This is a genomic window from Frankia sp. CgMI4 (assembly GCF_001756285.1).
Lineage (GTDB): Bacteria > Actinomycetota > Actinomycetes > Frankiales > Frankiaceae > Frankia > Frankia casuarinae.
This window is the reverse complement of the sequence record NZ_MAQZ01000081.1, coordinates 224,065-239,213: the sequence shown is the minus strand read 5'-3', so window position 1 is coordinate 239,213 and position 15,149 is coordinate 224,065. Positions and strand designations below refer to the sequence as shown.

Sequence of the window (15,149 nt, the reverse complement as noted above, 5' to 3'; positions counted from 1 at the left end):
GCCGCCAGCGGGACGCGCCCCTTGGTGCTACCGGCGAGCGACCTACTTCTCGATGATCGCGAGGACGTCGCGAGCGGAGAGCACGAGGTACTCCTCGCCCGAGTACTTGACCTCGGTGCCGCCGTACTTGCTGTAAAGCACCACGTCGCCGACCTTGACGTCGAGCGGGACGCGCTTGCCGTCCTCGAACCGACCCGGGCCGACCGCGAGAACGATGCCCTCCTGGGGCTTCTCCTTCGCCGTGTCCGGAATCACGATCCCGGACGCGGTGGTCTGCTCCGCGTCGGAGGGCTGCACGACGATGCGGTCCTCGAGCGGCTTGATAGCAACCTTGGTGGCGGTCGTCACGATCGACCTCCCCCTTCCTGCGCTGGATGAGAGAGCGACCCTGGCGGCCTGCCGTCGCGGGTGAACAGGCGCCTGTTGTCGCTGGCACTCTCACGTGCCGAGTGCCAACTTAGCACCCGCGCCGCAGACGTCAACCAAGACGGTCGGATCTGTCAAGACGGCGGGAATTCGGGTCGTCCCGAGCCGGCCTGGCCAAGGCCCGGCTCTCCTTCGCGACGGCCCGTTCCCGCCGGTCGGCGCCCGGCGCCACGAGGCCCCATGAGCACATGAGCACATGAGCACCCGGGGACATGGGGGGCACCATGAGGACATGATCTGGATGTGGGAGGCCAAGGCGGCGCCMGGCCGGGCGAGCGGCCTGCGGGACTGGGCGATCGATGCGCTCGCGGGGCGGGACGGCGAGGTCTACGTCAGCAGCCAACGGGGCGAGGATCTCGTCGTCATCATGCTACGGACGCCGCCCGATGCGGGCATGTCCGTACAGACCACCGGGGACACCCGCTGTCCGCTGCCGAAGCCACCGGCCGAGCTGGCGAACGGCGATCCGCATACCTGGCAGTTCGAGCAGGTACACCCGCCGCACTGATCGGCCGCGTCCGGCACTGCCGCGTCCGGGCCGTGTCCGGCACCCGGCCAGGGCCGGATCACCCGGAGGCCGAACCACCCATCGGAAAGGGACCGCCAAGYGGAACAGGACTACCCGTCGGACGGGGCCGACTGACCGGGGCACGTCCCGTCCGGTGCGCACGCCATCCCAATGTCCCGCGCGTCGATCTCCCGCCTGGCGGCGTCGCAGGCGGCCGCTCCGTGCGTGGGGTCCACGGCAAGCATGTGGGCAGCGACACGCCGCAACAGATCGATGAAGGTCGCCCGTTCCGCCGCAGTCAGCGGGGAGAGCACGTGCTGATCGACGAGAAGCCGATCCTCCTGGCTGGCCCGGTACAACTGGACCCCGTGCTCCGTCGCGGTGATGATCCGGGCCCGCCGGTCCGCGGGATCGGGGTGCCGCTCAACCAGGCCGGCCCGCTCCAGATCATCGACCAGGCGGACCATCACCGTCCGGTCGATGCCGAACCGACGGGCCACCTCGATCTGGTTGCGCGCCTCACCCTCGACCGCGGCACCGAGAACGTGCAGCCCACGCAGCCCGCCGGGCACCCGGCCGACGGCGGCGGCCGAAGCGGCCGCATAGCCGTACCGCACCTGCCCCAATAGCCAGCCGAGGTCCTTCCCCGGGCCGTCGGGGAGGCTCTCCAGCCCCGGGGGAAGCCCGGCGGCCACCGCCGCGTCGCTCACCCTCACAAGGTACAGGCCCACAGAGGAATAATCTACCGCGATATAAGTGCTTAAGTAGACAATCTACTGTTAAGATGTTMCATGAATCCGATCTTCCCGTCAAAGAAGATCGATYATATTGATGATCGAATAATGATGGAGGGTTCCCCCGATGCCGCACCTGCTGCACGTCGACTCGAGYCTCGCCACCGAGAGCTCGACGTCCCGATCGATCGCCACCATCTTCGCCGAGGCCTGGCGCGAGGCGCACCCAGACGGGATCATCACCTATCGTGATCTGTCTGTCACCCCTCCTCCGCACCTGGACTGGGCGACCGTGTCGGCGAGGTTCACCCCGCCCGAGCAGCTCTCGGCGGAGCAAGCCGAGGCGGTCAAGAAAGGAGAGGAGCTGATCGCCGAGGTGGAGGCGGCAGACGAGTACCTGCTGTCGGTACCGATGTACAACTACGCGGTGCCGTCGACGTTCAAGGCGTGGATCGACCAGATCATCGTCATGGGACGCACGGTGCGGCAGGCTCCGGACGACAGCGCCCTCACCGGCAAGAAGGTGACGGTGGTCACCGCCCAGGGCGGGTCCTACGGGCCAGGCACACCCAAGGAGGGCTGGGATCACCAGCAGCCCTACGTGGYACACATCCTGGCGGCACTCGGCGCCACGGACATCGAGTTCATCCGCGTCGAGATGACGCTCGCCCCGGTGAATCCGGCGCTGGCCGAGTTCATCGACCTGTTCCAGCGCTCCAAGGCGGAGGCGGCGGCCGCGGCTCGGCTACGCGCCTCCGTCTGAGCCGTCCGCCCCACCCGTCGCGCGCCCGGCCGTAGACAGGCCGGGACGCCGGCGGGATACGAGGAGAGGACGGCTGGCCGGGCTGTACCGCCTGGTGACGGTGGGGTCAGGCGGGTGTCAGGGCTCGACCCGAGAGGTGATGAGCAACGTCGCCTCGACGCGGTCGAGCAGCTCCGCGTAACCAACGGTGTCGATCTTCCGGACCCGCATCACGTAGGCATCTCCACCGGAAGGCTGGTAGTAACCGCGGCGCAGCCCAATGTCGACAAAGCCAAGCCGGCTGTAGAGAGCACGGGCCGCCTGGTTGTCGGTGCGGACCTCCAGCCCACAGTTGCGGGCACCGGCCCGCCGGGCGTCGCGCAGCAAGGCGATCATCAGACGGGCGCCCACCCCCCGCCCGCGCATCCGGGGCACGACGCCGATCGTCTGGATGTAGGCGCCGTCCTCGGCGAGCGCCAGCCCCGCATAACCGACGATCGCGGACGTGTCGTGCGTCGGGACGCCCTGTGGACGCCACAGCGCCGTCAGGTACCGCCGCTGCTCGCCCTGCGCGAGTTCGGACCAGAACAGCTCGGCCGTCCACGGATCGATGTCGAATACCGTCTGCTCCAGCTCGGCGACCATCGCCACGTGCCACCAGCGCATCGGAGCCAGGAGCAGATCCGGCCCATCCGGACCGGCGGGGTGTGGTCGCGGCTGCGTCAAACCGTGACCGGCTTCGGTGTGTGCGGTTCGGCCGCGTCCGGCCGCCGCAGGTAGAGCGGGACGAGGGGCTGGGGAGCACGCCCGGCCAGCACGTCGGCCCCGGCGAGACCGACGAGCAGCTCTGGCCGGGGATAGCCGTCGTCCGGCTGACCTGCGCCGGGCGCGGGCACCTCCCCGGCGGTGGCACCGGCCGTGGTACCGGCGAGTTCGGCGAAGATCTCCGGGTAGAGCACCGTTCCCGGGCCGACGACGCGGTCGACACCGAGGCCGCGCAGGAACCGGACGACGTCGGCCGGACGGCCAACGGCCGGATCGCCGACCCGCACCCCGTCGCGGTAACAGGCCCAGAAGACCTCGCGCCGACGGGCATCCGTCACGACGGCGACGGAGCCGCCGGTGGCGGCACCGATGGCATCCAGCGAGCACACCCCGTGCACCGGCACGCCTAGTGCGTCGGCGAAGGCGGCGGCGGTCACCATCCCGACCCGCAAACTGGTGAACGGCCCGGGACCGGCGCCCACGACCACGGCGTCGAGATCRGTAGGGCGGGCACCCCCCTCGGCGAGCACCGCGCGCATCGACGGCGCCAGCAGCTCCCCGTGGCGGCGGGCGTCGACGGTGACCATGACCGCTCGCGGCCACACGTGCACCCCGGGCGCGGCGCGCTCACCACCCGTCCCACTCACCGGCCGCGCGGGGTCGGACGACGTCAGCTCGGCGAGCGCAACCGAGCACGCTGCCGTGGATGTGTCAAGAGCCATCACCAGCACTCGTCCAGACTACGGATCGCCTCGCCGACCACGGCGGGCACCCACCCCACCACCACGATGCCACCGATGTCACGCCGCGCGCGGCGGGTCGATGCGGGGAGTCTCAACTCACCGGCGCACGTGCGCGCAGCCGTTCGATCCAGCTGGCCCCGGACGGGACGAGGCGGACTATCCGAGTCTCCCCGACCTCGTCGGCACGTGGCCGGGAGATCACGATCTCCAGATGATCCTGCGTGAGACGTTCCGCGAGACCGGCACCCCACTCGACCACGGTGACCGAGGTGTCGACGTCGGCGTCGAGGTCGAGATCGTCGACCTCGACGACYCCACCGAGCCGGTAGGCGTCCACGTGCACGAGGGGAATCCGCCCGTCCGGGTAGATCCGGGCAAGCACGAACGTCGGCGAGGTGACCGTTTCCCGCACGCCCAGCCCGGCCGCGATCCCCTGGGCCAGAACCGTCTTGCCCGCGCCGAGCGGGCCGGAGAGCACGAGCAGGTCCCCGGGCCGCAGCAGGGTAGCCAACCAGGCCCCGAACTCCCGCATGCGCTCCGCCGTGGACACCTCGACCGTGTTCATGCGCCTTCCGTCGTCGCCTCGCTCCGGGGCCCGCGTGGGGAGACGGAGAATGTCTCGGACCGCGCCGACCGACCGGTCCGTCCCGACCCCGACCGACCGGTCCGTCCCGACCGACCTGTCTGTGCCGGCGCCGACCGACCTGTCTGTGCCGGCGCCGACCGGCCTGTCTGTGCCGACCCCGACCGCGGGCGCGGCATGGCGCGTGGCGCCGTCGCCTGCCGCGCAATCTCCCGGATTGCGGCGTTCACCACGTCCGGGCGTTCCAGCATGATGGCGTGCCCGGCGCCCTCCTCGACGATGAGCTCCGCCCGGGGCAACGCCTCCGCCAGGGTACGGCTGTGGGCGAGCGGGGTCATCAGGTCAACGTCCCCGACGATGAGCACGGTCGGGATCTCCGCCAGTCGCTCGGCCGCCGCGAGCCGATCGTGGTCGAGCAGGGTGGGCAGGAACGCCGCGATGACCGGGATCGGGGTGTCCGCGACCATGGTCTCCAGGAAGGAGACCACCGACGGCGGCAGTTCGGTCGATCCGAACCCGATGCGCCGCGTCAGCTCCCACGACAGGTCGCTGCCCCGCCGCCGGGCACGTTCGAGCAGGCTCGGCGCGTGCCGCATACCAACCGCGAAACCCGGCAGAACGCGGCGGACCACCCCGGTCACCGACGCCGGCAGCCCGAAGGTCAGCCGGGCCAGCTCACCGGCGCTGGTGGCGAGCAGGGCCACCCCGACGATGCGGTCATCGAACAGTTCCGGGTGGGTGTCGGCCAGGCCCAGCACCGTCATGCCGCCCATCGAATGGCCCACCAGGATAATCGGCCCCCGGGGGACCCGCTCGGTGATCACCCGGAAGAGGTCGTCGGCGAGTGCGTCGATAGTGCAGTTCTTGACCTCGGACGGCCCGGAACGCCCATGCGCCCGCTGATCGTAGAAGACCATCCGGCCGAGGTCTGTCAGCGCCCGCTGCTGCAGGATCCAGGAATCGGCCGTGACGCAGAACCCGTGGACGAACACCAGCGTCACCGGGGCGTCCGACGGGCCGGTCTCCTCGATATACAGCGGAACACCGTCCCCCGCGATCACGGTGGTGACCCAGCCCCCGATCGGCCCCATCCGCGCGTCGGACGCGAGATCGGCCGTCTCACGCCGACGGCGGATCATCCGCCGCTCGGCGACCAGGCCCGCCGCGACGGCGGCGGCACCAACCACCCCGAGCGATCCCGTGGCCCGAGCCGTGCGGGAACCCGCGATCGCACCCACGGTCTTCGCCATCGGCGCCACCTCTCCTCGGTGCCTCTTCTGCACCGATGATGCACCCGGCCACGCCGGCCGACGGGCCCCCCGGCCGGGACGTGGGGGGCGTCGGCCGGGACCTGGGGACGTCGGATGCGCGGCCGGGGAAGATCACCGGTCCTGTGCGCGGATCCCGTGCTCAGGMGAAGCCCGGCATCGGGAAGGCTGCGGTCAGCTCGGTGACCTGCTCCCGGACCCGGGTGATGGTCGCGGTGTCGCCGACCACGGCGGCCTTGACGACATCGTCGATCCAGCCGGCGAGCACCGGCATGTGACCGACCCCCAGACCGCGGGTGGTGATGGCGGCGGTTCCCAGCCGGATACCGGACGGGTCGAAGGGCCTGCGCTGGTCGAAGGGCACCGCGTTGTAGTTCAGCTCGATCCCGGCCTGGTCGAGCGCCCGGGCCGCGGGCTTGCCACCGATGTCCCTGCTGGTCAGGTCGATCAGGATCAGATGGTTGTCGGTACCGCCGGTGACCAGGTCGAAGCCCCGCTCCACCAGGGCCTCGGCCAGCGCGCGGGCGTTCGCCACGACCGCGTGCGCGTAGTCGCGGAACGCGGGTGCCGCCGCCTCGCGCAGTGCGACGGCGATCGCCGCGGTGGTGTGGTTGTGCGGCCCRCCCTGCAGGCCCGGGAACACCGCCTTGTCGATCGCGGTGGCGTGCTCGGCGTCGGAGAGGAGCATCGCCCCACGCGGGCCGCGCAACGTCTTGTGCGTGGTGGTGGAGATCACCGGGGCGTGCCCCACCGGCGAGGGGTGTGCCCCACCCGCGATCAGCCCGGCAATGTGCGCGATGTCCGCGACGAGCACCGCCCCGACCTCCCGCGCGATCGCGGCGAACCCCGGGAAGTCGATCGTCCGAGGGATCGCCGTACCGCCGCAGAAAATAATCCTGGGACGCTCGGCCAGAGCGAGGTCGCGCACCTCGTCCAGGTCGATGCGGCCGGTGTCGGCGCGCACGCCGTACCGGACACTGCGGAACCACGTGCCGGTCGCGGAGACGCTCCAGCCGTGGGTCAGATGGCCGCCCATCGGCAGCGACAGGCCCATCACGGTGTCCCCCGGCTCGGCGAAGGCCAGATAGACGGCGAGGTTCGCCGGGGAACCCGAGTACGGCTGGACGTTGGCGTGCTCGACCCCGAACAGCGCCTTGGCACGGTCGACCRCAAGCGTCTCGATCGGATCGATGACCTGCTGGCCCTCGTAGTAACGCCGACCGACGTAGCCCTCGGAGTACTTGTTGGTCAGCACGGAGCCGGACGCCTCCAGCACCGCGGTAGAGACGTAGTTCTCCGACGCGATCAGCCTGATCGACGAGAACTGGCGCGTGGCTTCGGCCTCGACGAGACCGGCGAGTTCGGGATCGGCGACGGCGAGGTGGGGAATCGGTGGTTGATGCACCTTGACCTCCGGCAGGTCTGATCCGGCCGGGGGTGCCCAGGCGCGCGGCACCGTTCCGCTCGATCGCTCCCCGGTGGTCAGTTCCACCTCGATGCGCCAGTCACGACTCCGGGCCGAGTCTAGGGGATGAGCCCCGCCCCACAGCACCGGATCCACGCCGGTGCGACGCGTCGCGACGGCACCGGGCGTCGCGAAGACGACAAATGTCGTGAAGACGACAAGCCGGGCGCAGGCCACAGCACCGACGTCCACCGGACCGGGTGGGAGCGGGCCGACTACCGTGGAAGTGCCGCCCCGGCTGGATCGGCTGGATCGGCTGGATCGAGAAGCCGGGAGCGGACGGATCCAGTGGGATCAGATCGATCAGCGAGTGTGGACCGGAGGCGGAGATCGTGCGGCTGAGGTGGCACAGGAGCAAGGACATCCCGGCGAGCGCAGGCCGTCGTCTGACGGGCCCGGAGCGCGCCGCCGCACTAGGGGTGCCGGACGACACCGAGCCGGCCGAGGGCCCCGGCGCCGCGGCTCCGGCTCCGGTGCCGGCCGGGCCGGTGATGCTGACACTGACCACCCGCTCCCGCCTCGAGGAGGCCGAGCGCGAGGCCGCCGTCTCCCGTCCCGTGCGTCGGCGGATGGAGCGCGGCTCGCTCGGCGGCCACGTGTCGCCCACCGGCGGTCACGGTTCCGGCGGTGCCTGCGGCCCCGGCGGCTGCGGCTGAGCCCGCATCCCGCATCCCGCATCTTCGACTCGTCCGGCGCCGCCCGGCGGGCCGTCAGACGTAGCGGCGGGGGACCCGAGCCCCGACCCGGCTGACGATCTCATAGTTGATGGTGCCCAGCGCCGCGGCCCAGTCGTCCGCGGTCGGTTCGCCGCGGTCGCCGGGGCCGAAGAGCAGCACCTCGTCGCCGGCCGCCACCTGGTCGTCACCCACGTCGAGGACGAACTGATCCATGCAGACCGTGCCGGCGATGCGTCGGCGCCGCCCGCCGAACAGCACCTCCGCGGTGTTCGTCGCGGACCTGGGGATGCCGTCGGCGTAGCCCAGCGGCACCACGGCGAGCGTCGTCTCGCGTGTTGTCGTGTACCGGTGCGCGTAGGAGACGCCGGTTCCCGCCGGTACCCGCTTGGTCAACGCGGCGTGCGTCGTCAGCGTCATCGCGGGGCGCAGGCCAAAGGCCGCCGGCGGCCCGATCTCCGGACCCGGGGACAGTCCGTAAACGGACACTCCCGGTCGAACCAGGTCGAAATGCGCCTCCGGGCTGACCAGGGTAGCCGCCGAGTTCGCCAGATGCCGCACGGACGGGTGTAGCCCCGCCTTCGTGGCGATGTCGATCGCATCCCGGAAACGCCCGATCTGACCCTGCACCGTGGGATGCCCGGGGGCGTCGGCGAACGCGAAGTGGCTCCACACACCGATCACCTCGATCACGCCCTCGGCCTCGAGTGCCGCCCCGGCGTCGCACAGCGCCGGCCAGTCGGCCTCCGTGGCTCCCGCCCGGCCGAGGCCCGTGTCCGCCTTGAGGTGCACCCGGGCGGTACGGCCGGTCCGCCGGGCCGCGGCGGCGGCCTCCTCGAGCGCCCAGCCCGCGGACGCGGACAGGTCGACATCCGCGGCGATGGCGGCGGCGAACGATTCACCGGGCGCCGCGAGCCAGGACAGCACCGGGACGGTGAACCCGGCCGCGCGCAGGGCGAGCGCCTCCTCAAGGAACGCCGTGCCGAGCCAGGTGGCCCCGCCCTCCAGGGCCGCCCGTGCGCACGGGATCATGCCGTGGCCGTAGCCGTCAGCCTTGACGACCGCCATGGTGGCGGCGTCGCCTGCCCGGGCGACGAGGGCGGTCACCGACGTGCGGACCGCGTCGAGATCGATGACGGCACAGGAACGAAGATCATTCCCGGCCGGAGAACCGGCTCGCTGTTCGGTCACGCCGTCACGCTACTCCGCGTGGCATCCGTCGCCGGTCAAGCAGGTCRCCGATGACCTGGGGCAGGAGGGCGGGCAGATCATTCGCTGCCAGCGGCGCCGGGGCCCGCTCGGCGGCCCGGCCGTGCAGATAGGCGCCGACCGCCCCGGCCGTCGCGGGGGCGAGCCCGGCGGCGAGCAGCGAGCCGATCAGGCCGGTCAGCACGTCACCGGTCCCGGCGGTCCCCAGCCATGCCGATCCGGTCGTGTTGACCAGCGCCGATCCATCCGGCCGCACGACGAGTGTGCGGGCGCCCTTGAGCAGGATCACCGCTCCCGTCGCCGCCGCGGCCCGCCGGAGAACAGCGAGCCGATCGTCGGCGAGTTCGGCGACGGTGGCCTGCGCGTCCCGGCCAAGGGCGACCGAGACGAACCGCTGGAACTCGCCCTCATGCGGTGTGATCAGCACCGGCGCCGCCCGCTCGGCGACGGCGGGCCGCGCCGCGATGATCTCGGCAAGCGGGTCGAGGCCCCCCGCGTCGACCAGGACCGGAAGGTCCGTCGCCAGCAACGCCGTCAGCAGGGTACGGACCGCGGGTCCCGGCGCCAGGCCTGGGCCGATCGCCCAGGCCTGGACCCGGCCGGCGGCCAGCATCGTGTCGGCGTCACCGGCCTCGATGACGGTCACGACGGCCTCGGGATGCGCCATCCGCACGAAATCGCCGGCCCTGCTCACGACCGCGCCGACGGCCTCGCCCGCGACCTTCTCGGCGTGCCCCGCGGTCACTACCCGCAGGTACCCGGCGCCACCACGCAGCGCGCCGCCGACCGCGAGCACCGCGGCGCCCGGATAGGCGTCGCTGCCGGCGACGAGGCCGAGGACCCCGCGACTGTACTTGGACGCCGTCGGGCTGGGAACGGGCAATGCCGCGGCGACGTCGGCGTCGTCGAGAGCGCACAGGTCGGGTTCAGGCAGGTCCAGTCCGATGTCGACCAGCTCGACGGGGCCGGTGTGGGCGGCACCGGGCATGAGCCACAGGCCGCGTTTGCGGGTACCGAAGGTGACGGTACTGCTCGCCCGGACCGCCGGCCCCGCGACGGCCCCGGTGTCCGCGTCCACCCCGCTGGGGACGTCGACCGCCACCGTCCGTTCGGGGGGTGCCAGAACGGCGAGCCGGGCGTACGGCTCGCGCAGCCCGCCCCGGCCCCCGATGCCGAGCAACCCGTCCAGCACCAGATCGGCGGCGGCGAACAGGATACGCAGCCGCTCATCGTCGATCGGCTGCCCCGCACCCGCCGGACCGCCCGCGCCCACCACCGGACCCGGATGGTGCAGTCGGCCACCGGCCGCAAGCAGGGCTGCGGTGCCTTCCGGGTGGGTGCGGCCGGGTGCCACCGCATCAATCCGCGCCCCTCGGGCGGCCAGCCGCGCTCCGGCCCAGAGGGCGTCACCACCGTTGTCGCCACCGCCGGCGAGCACGACGACGCGGGCACCGTAGACCCGCCCGAGGCGTCGTGCGGCRTGCGCGACGAGCCCGTGCACCGCCCGCTGCATCAGAGCGCCGGGGGGCAGCGAGGCGAGCAGCGGCGCCTCGGCACCTCGAACCTGTTCGACCGTATGGGCATTGCGCATGCCGACATGCTGCCCCGCTCCGATCCGCGGGCGCCCGACAGGCCGGCACGGACCCACCGGACCCACCGGACCCGACCGTGCTCAGGTCTCGGCGACGACCATCRCCACGGCCACGCCGCCGTCGTGGGTGAGCGAGAGGTGCCAGGACGCGATGCCGAGCCGGGCCGCCGCGGCGGCCACCGTGCCGATGATCCGTAACGACGGTCGCCCCCCGGTACCGAGAACAACCTCGGTGTCGTGCCACTCGAGACCGGGGGGTGCGCCGAGAACCTTGGCGACCGCCTCCTTCGCCGCAAACCGGGCAGCCAACCGCTCAGGCCGGGCGAGGCCGCGTTCGGTCGCGGTGAACAGCCTCATCGCGATGCCCGGCGTGCGCGCCAGCGTCGCGGCGAACCGGTCGACATCCACCACGTCCACTCCGACGCCCACCACCGCCACCCGGAAAGGTTCCCACAAACGCGGTGTTGCGCCGCCGTCGGCACCGGGGTGGCCGGTGAGGTCCCCGCCAGCCGGTTCACGCCCATCTCGCCGAGGGCGCCCGCGCCCCGCTGATCAACGCTTCGTCGATCAGTGCGTCGCAGCCCGCCCTGGGGCCGATCCGCCGTTGCCGTCGTCCTTAGCTGTCGCCATCGGGAGCGGTGCGGCCCTTGTCCGCGCCGGTGCCCGTGGCGGCACCCTCCGGTCTCATCGGGGGCTCGACGTCGTCCCCGGCGAGGATCCGGTAGAGACCACGGCGGGTCTCGGCGAGCAGGGACCGCGCCGCGGCGATCTGCGCTTCGTCTCCGGCCTGGGCCACCTGGACGATGGCCGCACCGACGGCGAACGCCAGCGTTCGCAAACTGGTGAGATCGTCATCGACCGCCGCCGCAGCAGTCTCCCACGGCTTGCGCTCCCCTGCGCGTGCCTCGACGTGCGCCCGCCCGGCGTCGGTGAGATGGAAGACTCGCTTGCCCTCCGCCTCCTCCGCGCGCACGAGACCCTCGTCGGCCAGCAGTGACAGGACCGGGTAGACCGACCCCGGGCTCGGCCGCCAGATGCCACCGCTGCGCTCCGCAAGCTCGCGGATCATCTGGTAGCCGTGCATGGGCTCCTCGGCCAGCAGCGCGAGCAGCGCCTCCCGGACGTCGCCCCGCCCCACCTTCGGCCCACGGCCGCCGAAGCTGCCGGGGCCACCGAAGCCGGGGCCGCCGAAGCCCRGACCGAACCCCGGACCGGGAAAGCCGCCGAACGGCCAGCCCGGTCCGCCCCGGCGGCCTCTCGGCCCGCCTCCCGCGTGCCCACCGTGCTCACGATGCCCACCGTGCTCACGATGCCCACCGTGCTCACGATGCCCACCGTGGCCGCCACGGCCGACGCGACCGGCCCGACCGCTCTCGGGGTGGTCCTGCTCGCCGGCCACCGCCTCCGACCGGCCACCACACTGCCCCCAAGCGCTCATCGCCTCGAAGAAGTCCCGCAGCCGGGACGGSCCGAACCCGGCCTCGCATCCCCAGTGGCCCCATGGGCCCGGCATCACCTGTGAAACCATGATCATTCCCTTCGAATCGGCGCGACCGGAGCAATCCGCTCACGCTCCATCACGTAGGCTCACGATATATCGCGATGCAATCGATGACAAGACCTACTCGKCTAGGCATCCCCGAACCGCGCGAATTCCGTAGGATTGAGCAGTGATCATTTCGGGGTCCGGGGAGAACGGGCACGGCGGAGACGCCGTCACCCCGCTCGAGGCAGCCTTCGAGGAACGCGCCTGCGCACAGCACGCCGGCACCGACGTCTTCATGGAAGGGGTGAATCTGGCTCTTCTCGGTCGAGTCGAACAACTCCGTATCCGCCCCACCAACGCATCCGGCACGGTGGACGACGACGGTTCGTACGAGGTCCGCCTGGAGGCGGCCGACGACGGGCCACGGACGGGCTGTACCTGCACCGAGGGATCCACCGGCTCGTTCTGCCGGCACGCGGTCGCGGTCGCCCTCGTGGCCACCGGCTCGGCGGGGCTCGCCGAGGACGACGAGGGGGAGGACGGCACGATCCTCGGCGAGGAGACCCTCTTCACCGACGACCCGGTCCACGCCGCGATGCGCGTCTTCCTCAGCCGCGCCCCTCGCGCCGAACTTGTCGAGACCCTGCTCGACGCCGCCGACGACAACGACGCCGTCGCCGATGCGCTGTGGGAGGCGACGGTCGCCTGGCACGGCCGTCAGCACGGAGCGACGCCGTCCACCTGACCGGCAGGCCCCTGACCCGCAGGCCCGAGCCCCCGCAGCCCGATGCCAGGGGCCCCACACTGCGCCGAAGGCGCCGTCGACTACCCCAGGAAGCTCGCCGAAGGCGAGCTGACAGAAACCCCGAACGGCGCCCGATGCCAGGGGCCCCCACACTGCGCCGAAGGCGCCGTGTGGGGAAGGCGCCGTGTGGGGAAGGCGCCGTGTGGGGAAGGGCTTACTCGACTGTCACCGACTTCGCCAGGTTACGCGGCTGATCGACATCGAGGCCGCGCGCAAGCGCCAGCTCGCACGCGAAGACCTGCAGCGGTAGCGTCGTGACCAGGGGCGCGAACAGCGACGCGGTCGCGGGCACGCGGATGAGATGATCGGCGAACGGTTCGACGGCGGTGTCGCTCTCTTCCGCGATCACGATCGTGCGGGCGCCACGCGCCCGGACCTCCTGGATGTTGGAAACGATCTTTCMGTGCAGGTTGGCACGACCCCGCGGGGACGGCACAACGACGAACACCGGCAGGCCGGGCTCGATGAGCGCGATCGGCCCGTGCTTGAGCTCCCCCGCCGGGAACCCCTCGGCGTGCATGTAGGCGAGTTCCTTGAGCTTGAGGGCCCCTTCCRGGGCCACCGGGTACCCCACATGACGACCGAGGAATAGCACCGCCTTCGCGTCGGCCAGGGCGCGGGCGAGCTCCCGCACCGGCTCGACCGTTCCCAGCGTCCGTTCGATCAGCTCGGGCATGCGCTGGAGCCGCTCGACGTACGCGGCGACCTCGTCGCCGTAGAGCACGCCGCGCACCTGGGCCAAGAACAGGCCGACGAGAAGGCACGCGGCGACCTGCCCGAGGAAGGTCTTGGTGGACGCGACCCCCACCTCCGGGCCGCAGCGGGTGTACAGCACCGCATCGGACTCCCGAGGGATCGTAGAACCGTTGGTGTTGCAGATGGCCAGCACCCGCGCCTTCTGCTCGCGCGCGTGTTTGACCGCCATCAGCGTGTCCAGCGTCTCGCCGCTCTGGCTGATCGCGATGACGAGGGTGGACCGGTCGAGCACCGGGTCGCGGTAGCGAAACTCCGAAGCCATCTCGACCTCGCAGGGCAGCCTGGTCCAGTGCTCGATTGCGTACTTCGCGATGAGGCCGGCGTGGTAGGCGGTGCCGCAGGCGACGATGAAGACCTTGTCCACGTCCCGGAAATCCTGGCCAGACAGCCGCTCCTCGTCGAGCACGATCGCACCGTCGGCGGAAAGCCGACCGCGCAGCGTGTCTGCCAGGGCGGTCGGCTGCTCGCTGATCTCCTTGAGCATGAAGTACGGGTAGCCGCCCTTCTCGGCGGCGCTGGCATCCCAGTCGACGTGGTAGCGCCGACCCTCGATGATCTGGCCGCCGAAGTCGGTCACCGTCGCACCGTCCCGGCGGGCCTCGACCACCTGATCCTGCCCGATCTCCAGCGCCTCCCGGGTGTGGGCGATGAAGGCCGAGACGTCGCTGGCGAGGAAGGTCTCCCCCTGACCGAGCCCCACGACCAGCGGGCTGTTACGCCGGGCCCCGACAACCACCTCCGGGAAGTCGCGGTGCAGCACGACCAGGGTGAACGCGCCTTCCAGCCGCCGGCAGACCCGTCGCAGCGCGACGGTCAGCGGATGCGCGCCCCCGTCGTACCCGCGGTCGGCACCAGCACCAGCACCAGCACCGGTGCCGGTGCCGGTGCCGGTGCCGGCAAGCTCGACTTCGAGGAGATGGGCGACGACCTCCGTGTCGGTCCCACTGGCGAGCTCGTGGCCGACCGTCTCCAGCTCGACCCGCAACGCGGCGAAGTTCTCGATGATCCCGTTGTGGATGACGGCGATGGCGCCGGTGCAGTCGGTGTGCGGATGGGCATTCGCGTCGGTTGGTCCACCATGCGTGGCCCACCGGGTATGCCCCATGCCTGTGGTGCCGGGCATCGGCCTGGAATCCGGATTCTCGGCGAGCAGCTTCTCGAGGTTGGACAGCTTGCCGGCACGACGCGCCGTCCGCAGTGCCCCGGCGCCGACCACGGCGACACCCGACGAGTCGTAACCGCGGTACTCCAACCGCCGCAGACCGTTCAACGCGACATCCAGGGCCGCCTGGTCGCCGACGTAACCGATGATCCCGCACATGCGGCTCAGCGTACGCAGGTTCCCGGGGGTGAGAGCGTACCGGGGGAGGCTCGGGGCAAGGTGTCCGCTTGTG

16 protein-coding genes and 1 riboswitch are annotated in these 15,149 nt (G+C 71.6%); of the genes, 4 read left to right on the top strand and 12 right to left on the bottom strand.

Annotated features, from left to right (window positions below):
* Positions 1-42: 42 nt before the first annotated feature.
* Entirely contained in the window at positions 43-351 is a 309-nt protein-coding gene (groES, locus tag Manayef4_RS15145) for a co-chaperone GroES (RefSeq protein WP_035729604.1), read from the bottom strand.
* A gap of 307 nt (positions 352-658) precedes the next feature.
* Here groES and Manayef4_RS15140 point away from each other — a divergent pair, with 307 nt between their 5' ends.
* On the top strand, positions 659-934 hold the full coding sequence (locus Manayef4_RS15140) for a hypothetical protein (protein ID WP_011435084.1): 276 nt from the start codon (positions 659-661) through the stop codon (positions 932-934).
* A gap of 110 nt (positions 935-1,044) precedes the next feature.
* Here the strand turns inward: Manayef4_RS15140 and Manayef4_RS15135 are convergent, their stop codons facing one another.
* Positions 1,045-1,644, bottom strand: a complete 600-nt coding sequence (locus tag Manayef4_RS15135) for a MarR family winged helix-turn-helix transcriptional regulator (RefSeq protein ID WP_035940864.1) — start codon at positions 1,642-1,644, stop codon at positions 1,045-1,047.
* Between the two features lie 151 nt (positions 1,645-1,795).
* Between Manayef4_RS15135 and Manayef4_RS15130 the strand changes: the two genes are divergently transcribed.
* Positions 1,796-2,431: an NAD(P)H-dependent oxidoreductase gene (locus Manayef4_RS15130; RefSeq protein ID WP_070131992.1), complete on the top strand. Its 636-nt coding sequence runs from the start codon at positions 1,796-1,798 to the stop codon at positions 2,429-2,431.
* 117 nt (positions 2,432-2,548) lie between these two features.
* On the opposite strand, the gene rimI is transcribed toward Manayef4_RS15130, so the two are convergent.
* From rimI to glyA, 5 genes are all read right to left on the bottom strand, one after another.
* Complete coding sequence (gene rimI / locus Manayef4_RS15125) at positions 2,549-3,076, bottom strand: ribosomal protein S18-alanine N-acetyltransferase (RefSeq protein WP_023839783.1); 528 nt, start codon at positions 3,074-3,076, stop codon at positions 2,549-2,551.
* Between the two features lie 56 nt (positions 3,077-3,132).
* A complete protein-coding gene (tsaB, locus tag Manayef4_RS15120; RefSeq protein ID WP_035729597.1) occupies positions 3,133-3,906 on the bottom strand; it encodes a tRNA (adenosine(37)-N6)-threonylcarbamoyltransferase complex dimerization subunit type 1 TsaB in 774 nt (257 codons plus the stop codon).
* A gap of 103 nt (positions 3,907-4,009) precedes the next feature.
* Positions 4,010-4,483: a tRNA (adenosine(37)-N6)-threonylcarbamoyltransferase complex ATPase subunit type 1 TsaE gene (gene tsaE / locus Manayef4_RS15115; RefSeq protein WP_011435079.1), complete on the bottom strand. Its 474-nt coding sequence runs from the start codon at positions 4,481-4,483 to the stop codon at positions 4,010-4,012.
* A complete protein-coding gene (locus Manayef4_RS15110) occupies positions 4,480-5,751 on the bottom strand; it encodes an alpha/beta hydrolase (protein ID WP_011435078.1) in 1,272 nt (423 codons plus the stop codon). The genes tsaE and Manayef4_RS15110 overlap by 4 nt, the downstream gene beginning before the upstream one ends.
* A gap of 160 nt (positions 5,752-5,911) precedes the next feature.
* Positions 5,912-7,174 carry a serine hydroxymethyltransferase gene (gene glyA / locus Manayef4_RS15105; protein ID WP_070132035.1) on the bottom strand — a complete coding sequence of 421 codons (1,263 nt, stop codon included), beginning with the start codon at positions 7,172-7,174 and terminating at the stop codon, positions 5,912-5,914.
* 27 nt (positions 7,175-7,201) lie between these two features.
* Positions 7,202-7,288: riboswitch (ZMP/ZTP riboswitch) on the bottom strand.
* A gap of 278 nt (positions 7,289-7,566) precedes the next feature.
* On the opposite strand from glyA, the gene Manayef4_RS15100 reads away from it, so the two are divergent.
* Entirely contained in the window at positions 7,567-7,890 is a 324-nt protein-coding gene (locus Manayef4_RS15100) for a hypothetical protein (protein WP_011435076.1), read from the top strand.
* 54 nt (positions 7,891-7,944) lie between these two features.
* Here Manayef4_RS15100 and alr read toward each other — a convergent pair whose 3' ends face one another.
* The 4 genes from alr to Manayef4_RS15080 all read right to left on the bottom strand — a co-directional run bounded on the left by alr (position 7,945) and on the right by Manayef4_RS15080 (position 12,236).
* On the bottom strand, positions 7,945-9,099 hold the full coding sequence (gene alr / locus Manayef4_RS15095) for an alanine racemase (RefSeq protein WP_011435075.1): 1,155 nt from the start codon (positions 9,097-9,099) through the stop codon (positions 7,945-7,947).
* A 4-nt stretch (positions 9,100-9,103) separates the two neighbouring features.
* Positions 9,104-10,708, bottom strand: a complete 1,605-nt coding sequence (locus Manayef4_RS15090; RefSeq protein WP_011435074.1) for an NAD(P)H-hydrate dehydratase — start codon at positions 10,706-10,708, stop codon at positions 9,104-9,106.
* 81 nt (positions 10,709-10,789) lie between these two features.
* Positions 10,790-11,146, bottom strand: a complete 357-nt coding sequence (locus Manayef4_RS15085) for a holo-ACP synthase (RefSeq protein ID WP_070131991.1) — start codon at positions 11,144-11,146, stop codon at positions 10,790-10,792.
* Positions 11,147-11,324: 178 nt separating this feature from the next.
* A complete protein-coding gene (locus tag Manayef4_RS15080) occupies positions 11,325-12,236 on the bottom strand; it encodes a PadR family transcriptional regulator (protein WP_349257445.1) in 912 nt (303 codons plus the stop codon).
* Between the two features lie 142 nt (positions 12,237-12,378).
* Between Manayef4_RS15080 and Manayef4_RS15075 the strand changes: the two genes are divergently transcribed.
* Positions 12,379-12,939 carry an SWIM zinc finger family protein gene (locus tag Manayef4_RS15075; RefSeq protein WP_011435071.1) on the top strand — a complete coding sequence of 187 codons (561 nt, stop codon included), beginning with the start codon at positions 12,379-12,381 and terminating at the stop codon, positions 12,937-12,939.
* Positions 12,940-13,153: 214 nt separating this feature from the next.
* Here Manayef4_RS15075 and glmS read toward each other — a convergent pair whose 3' ends face one another.
* Complete coding sequence (gene glmS / locus Manayef4_RS15070; protein ID WP_070131989.1) at positions 13,154-15,076, bottom strand: glutamine--fructose-6-phosphate transaminase (isomerizing); 1,923 nt, start codon at positions 15,074-15,076, stop codon at positions 13,154-13,156.
* Between the last annotated feature and the right edge of the window lie 73 nt (positions 15,077-15,149).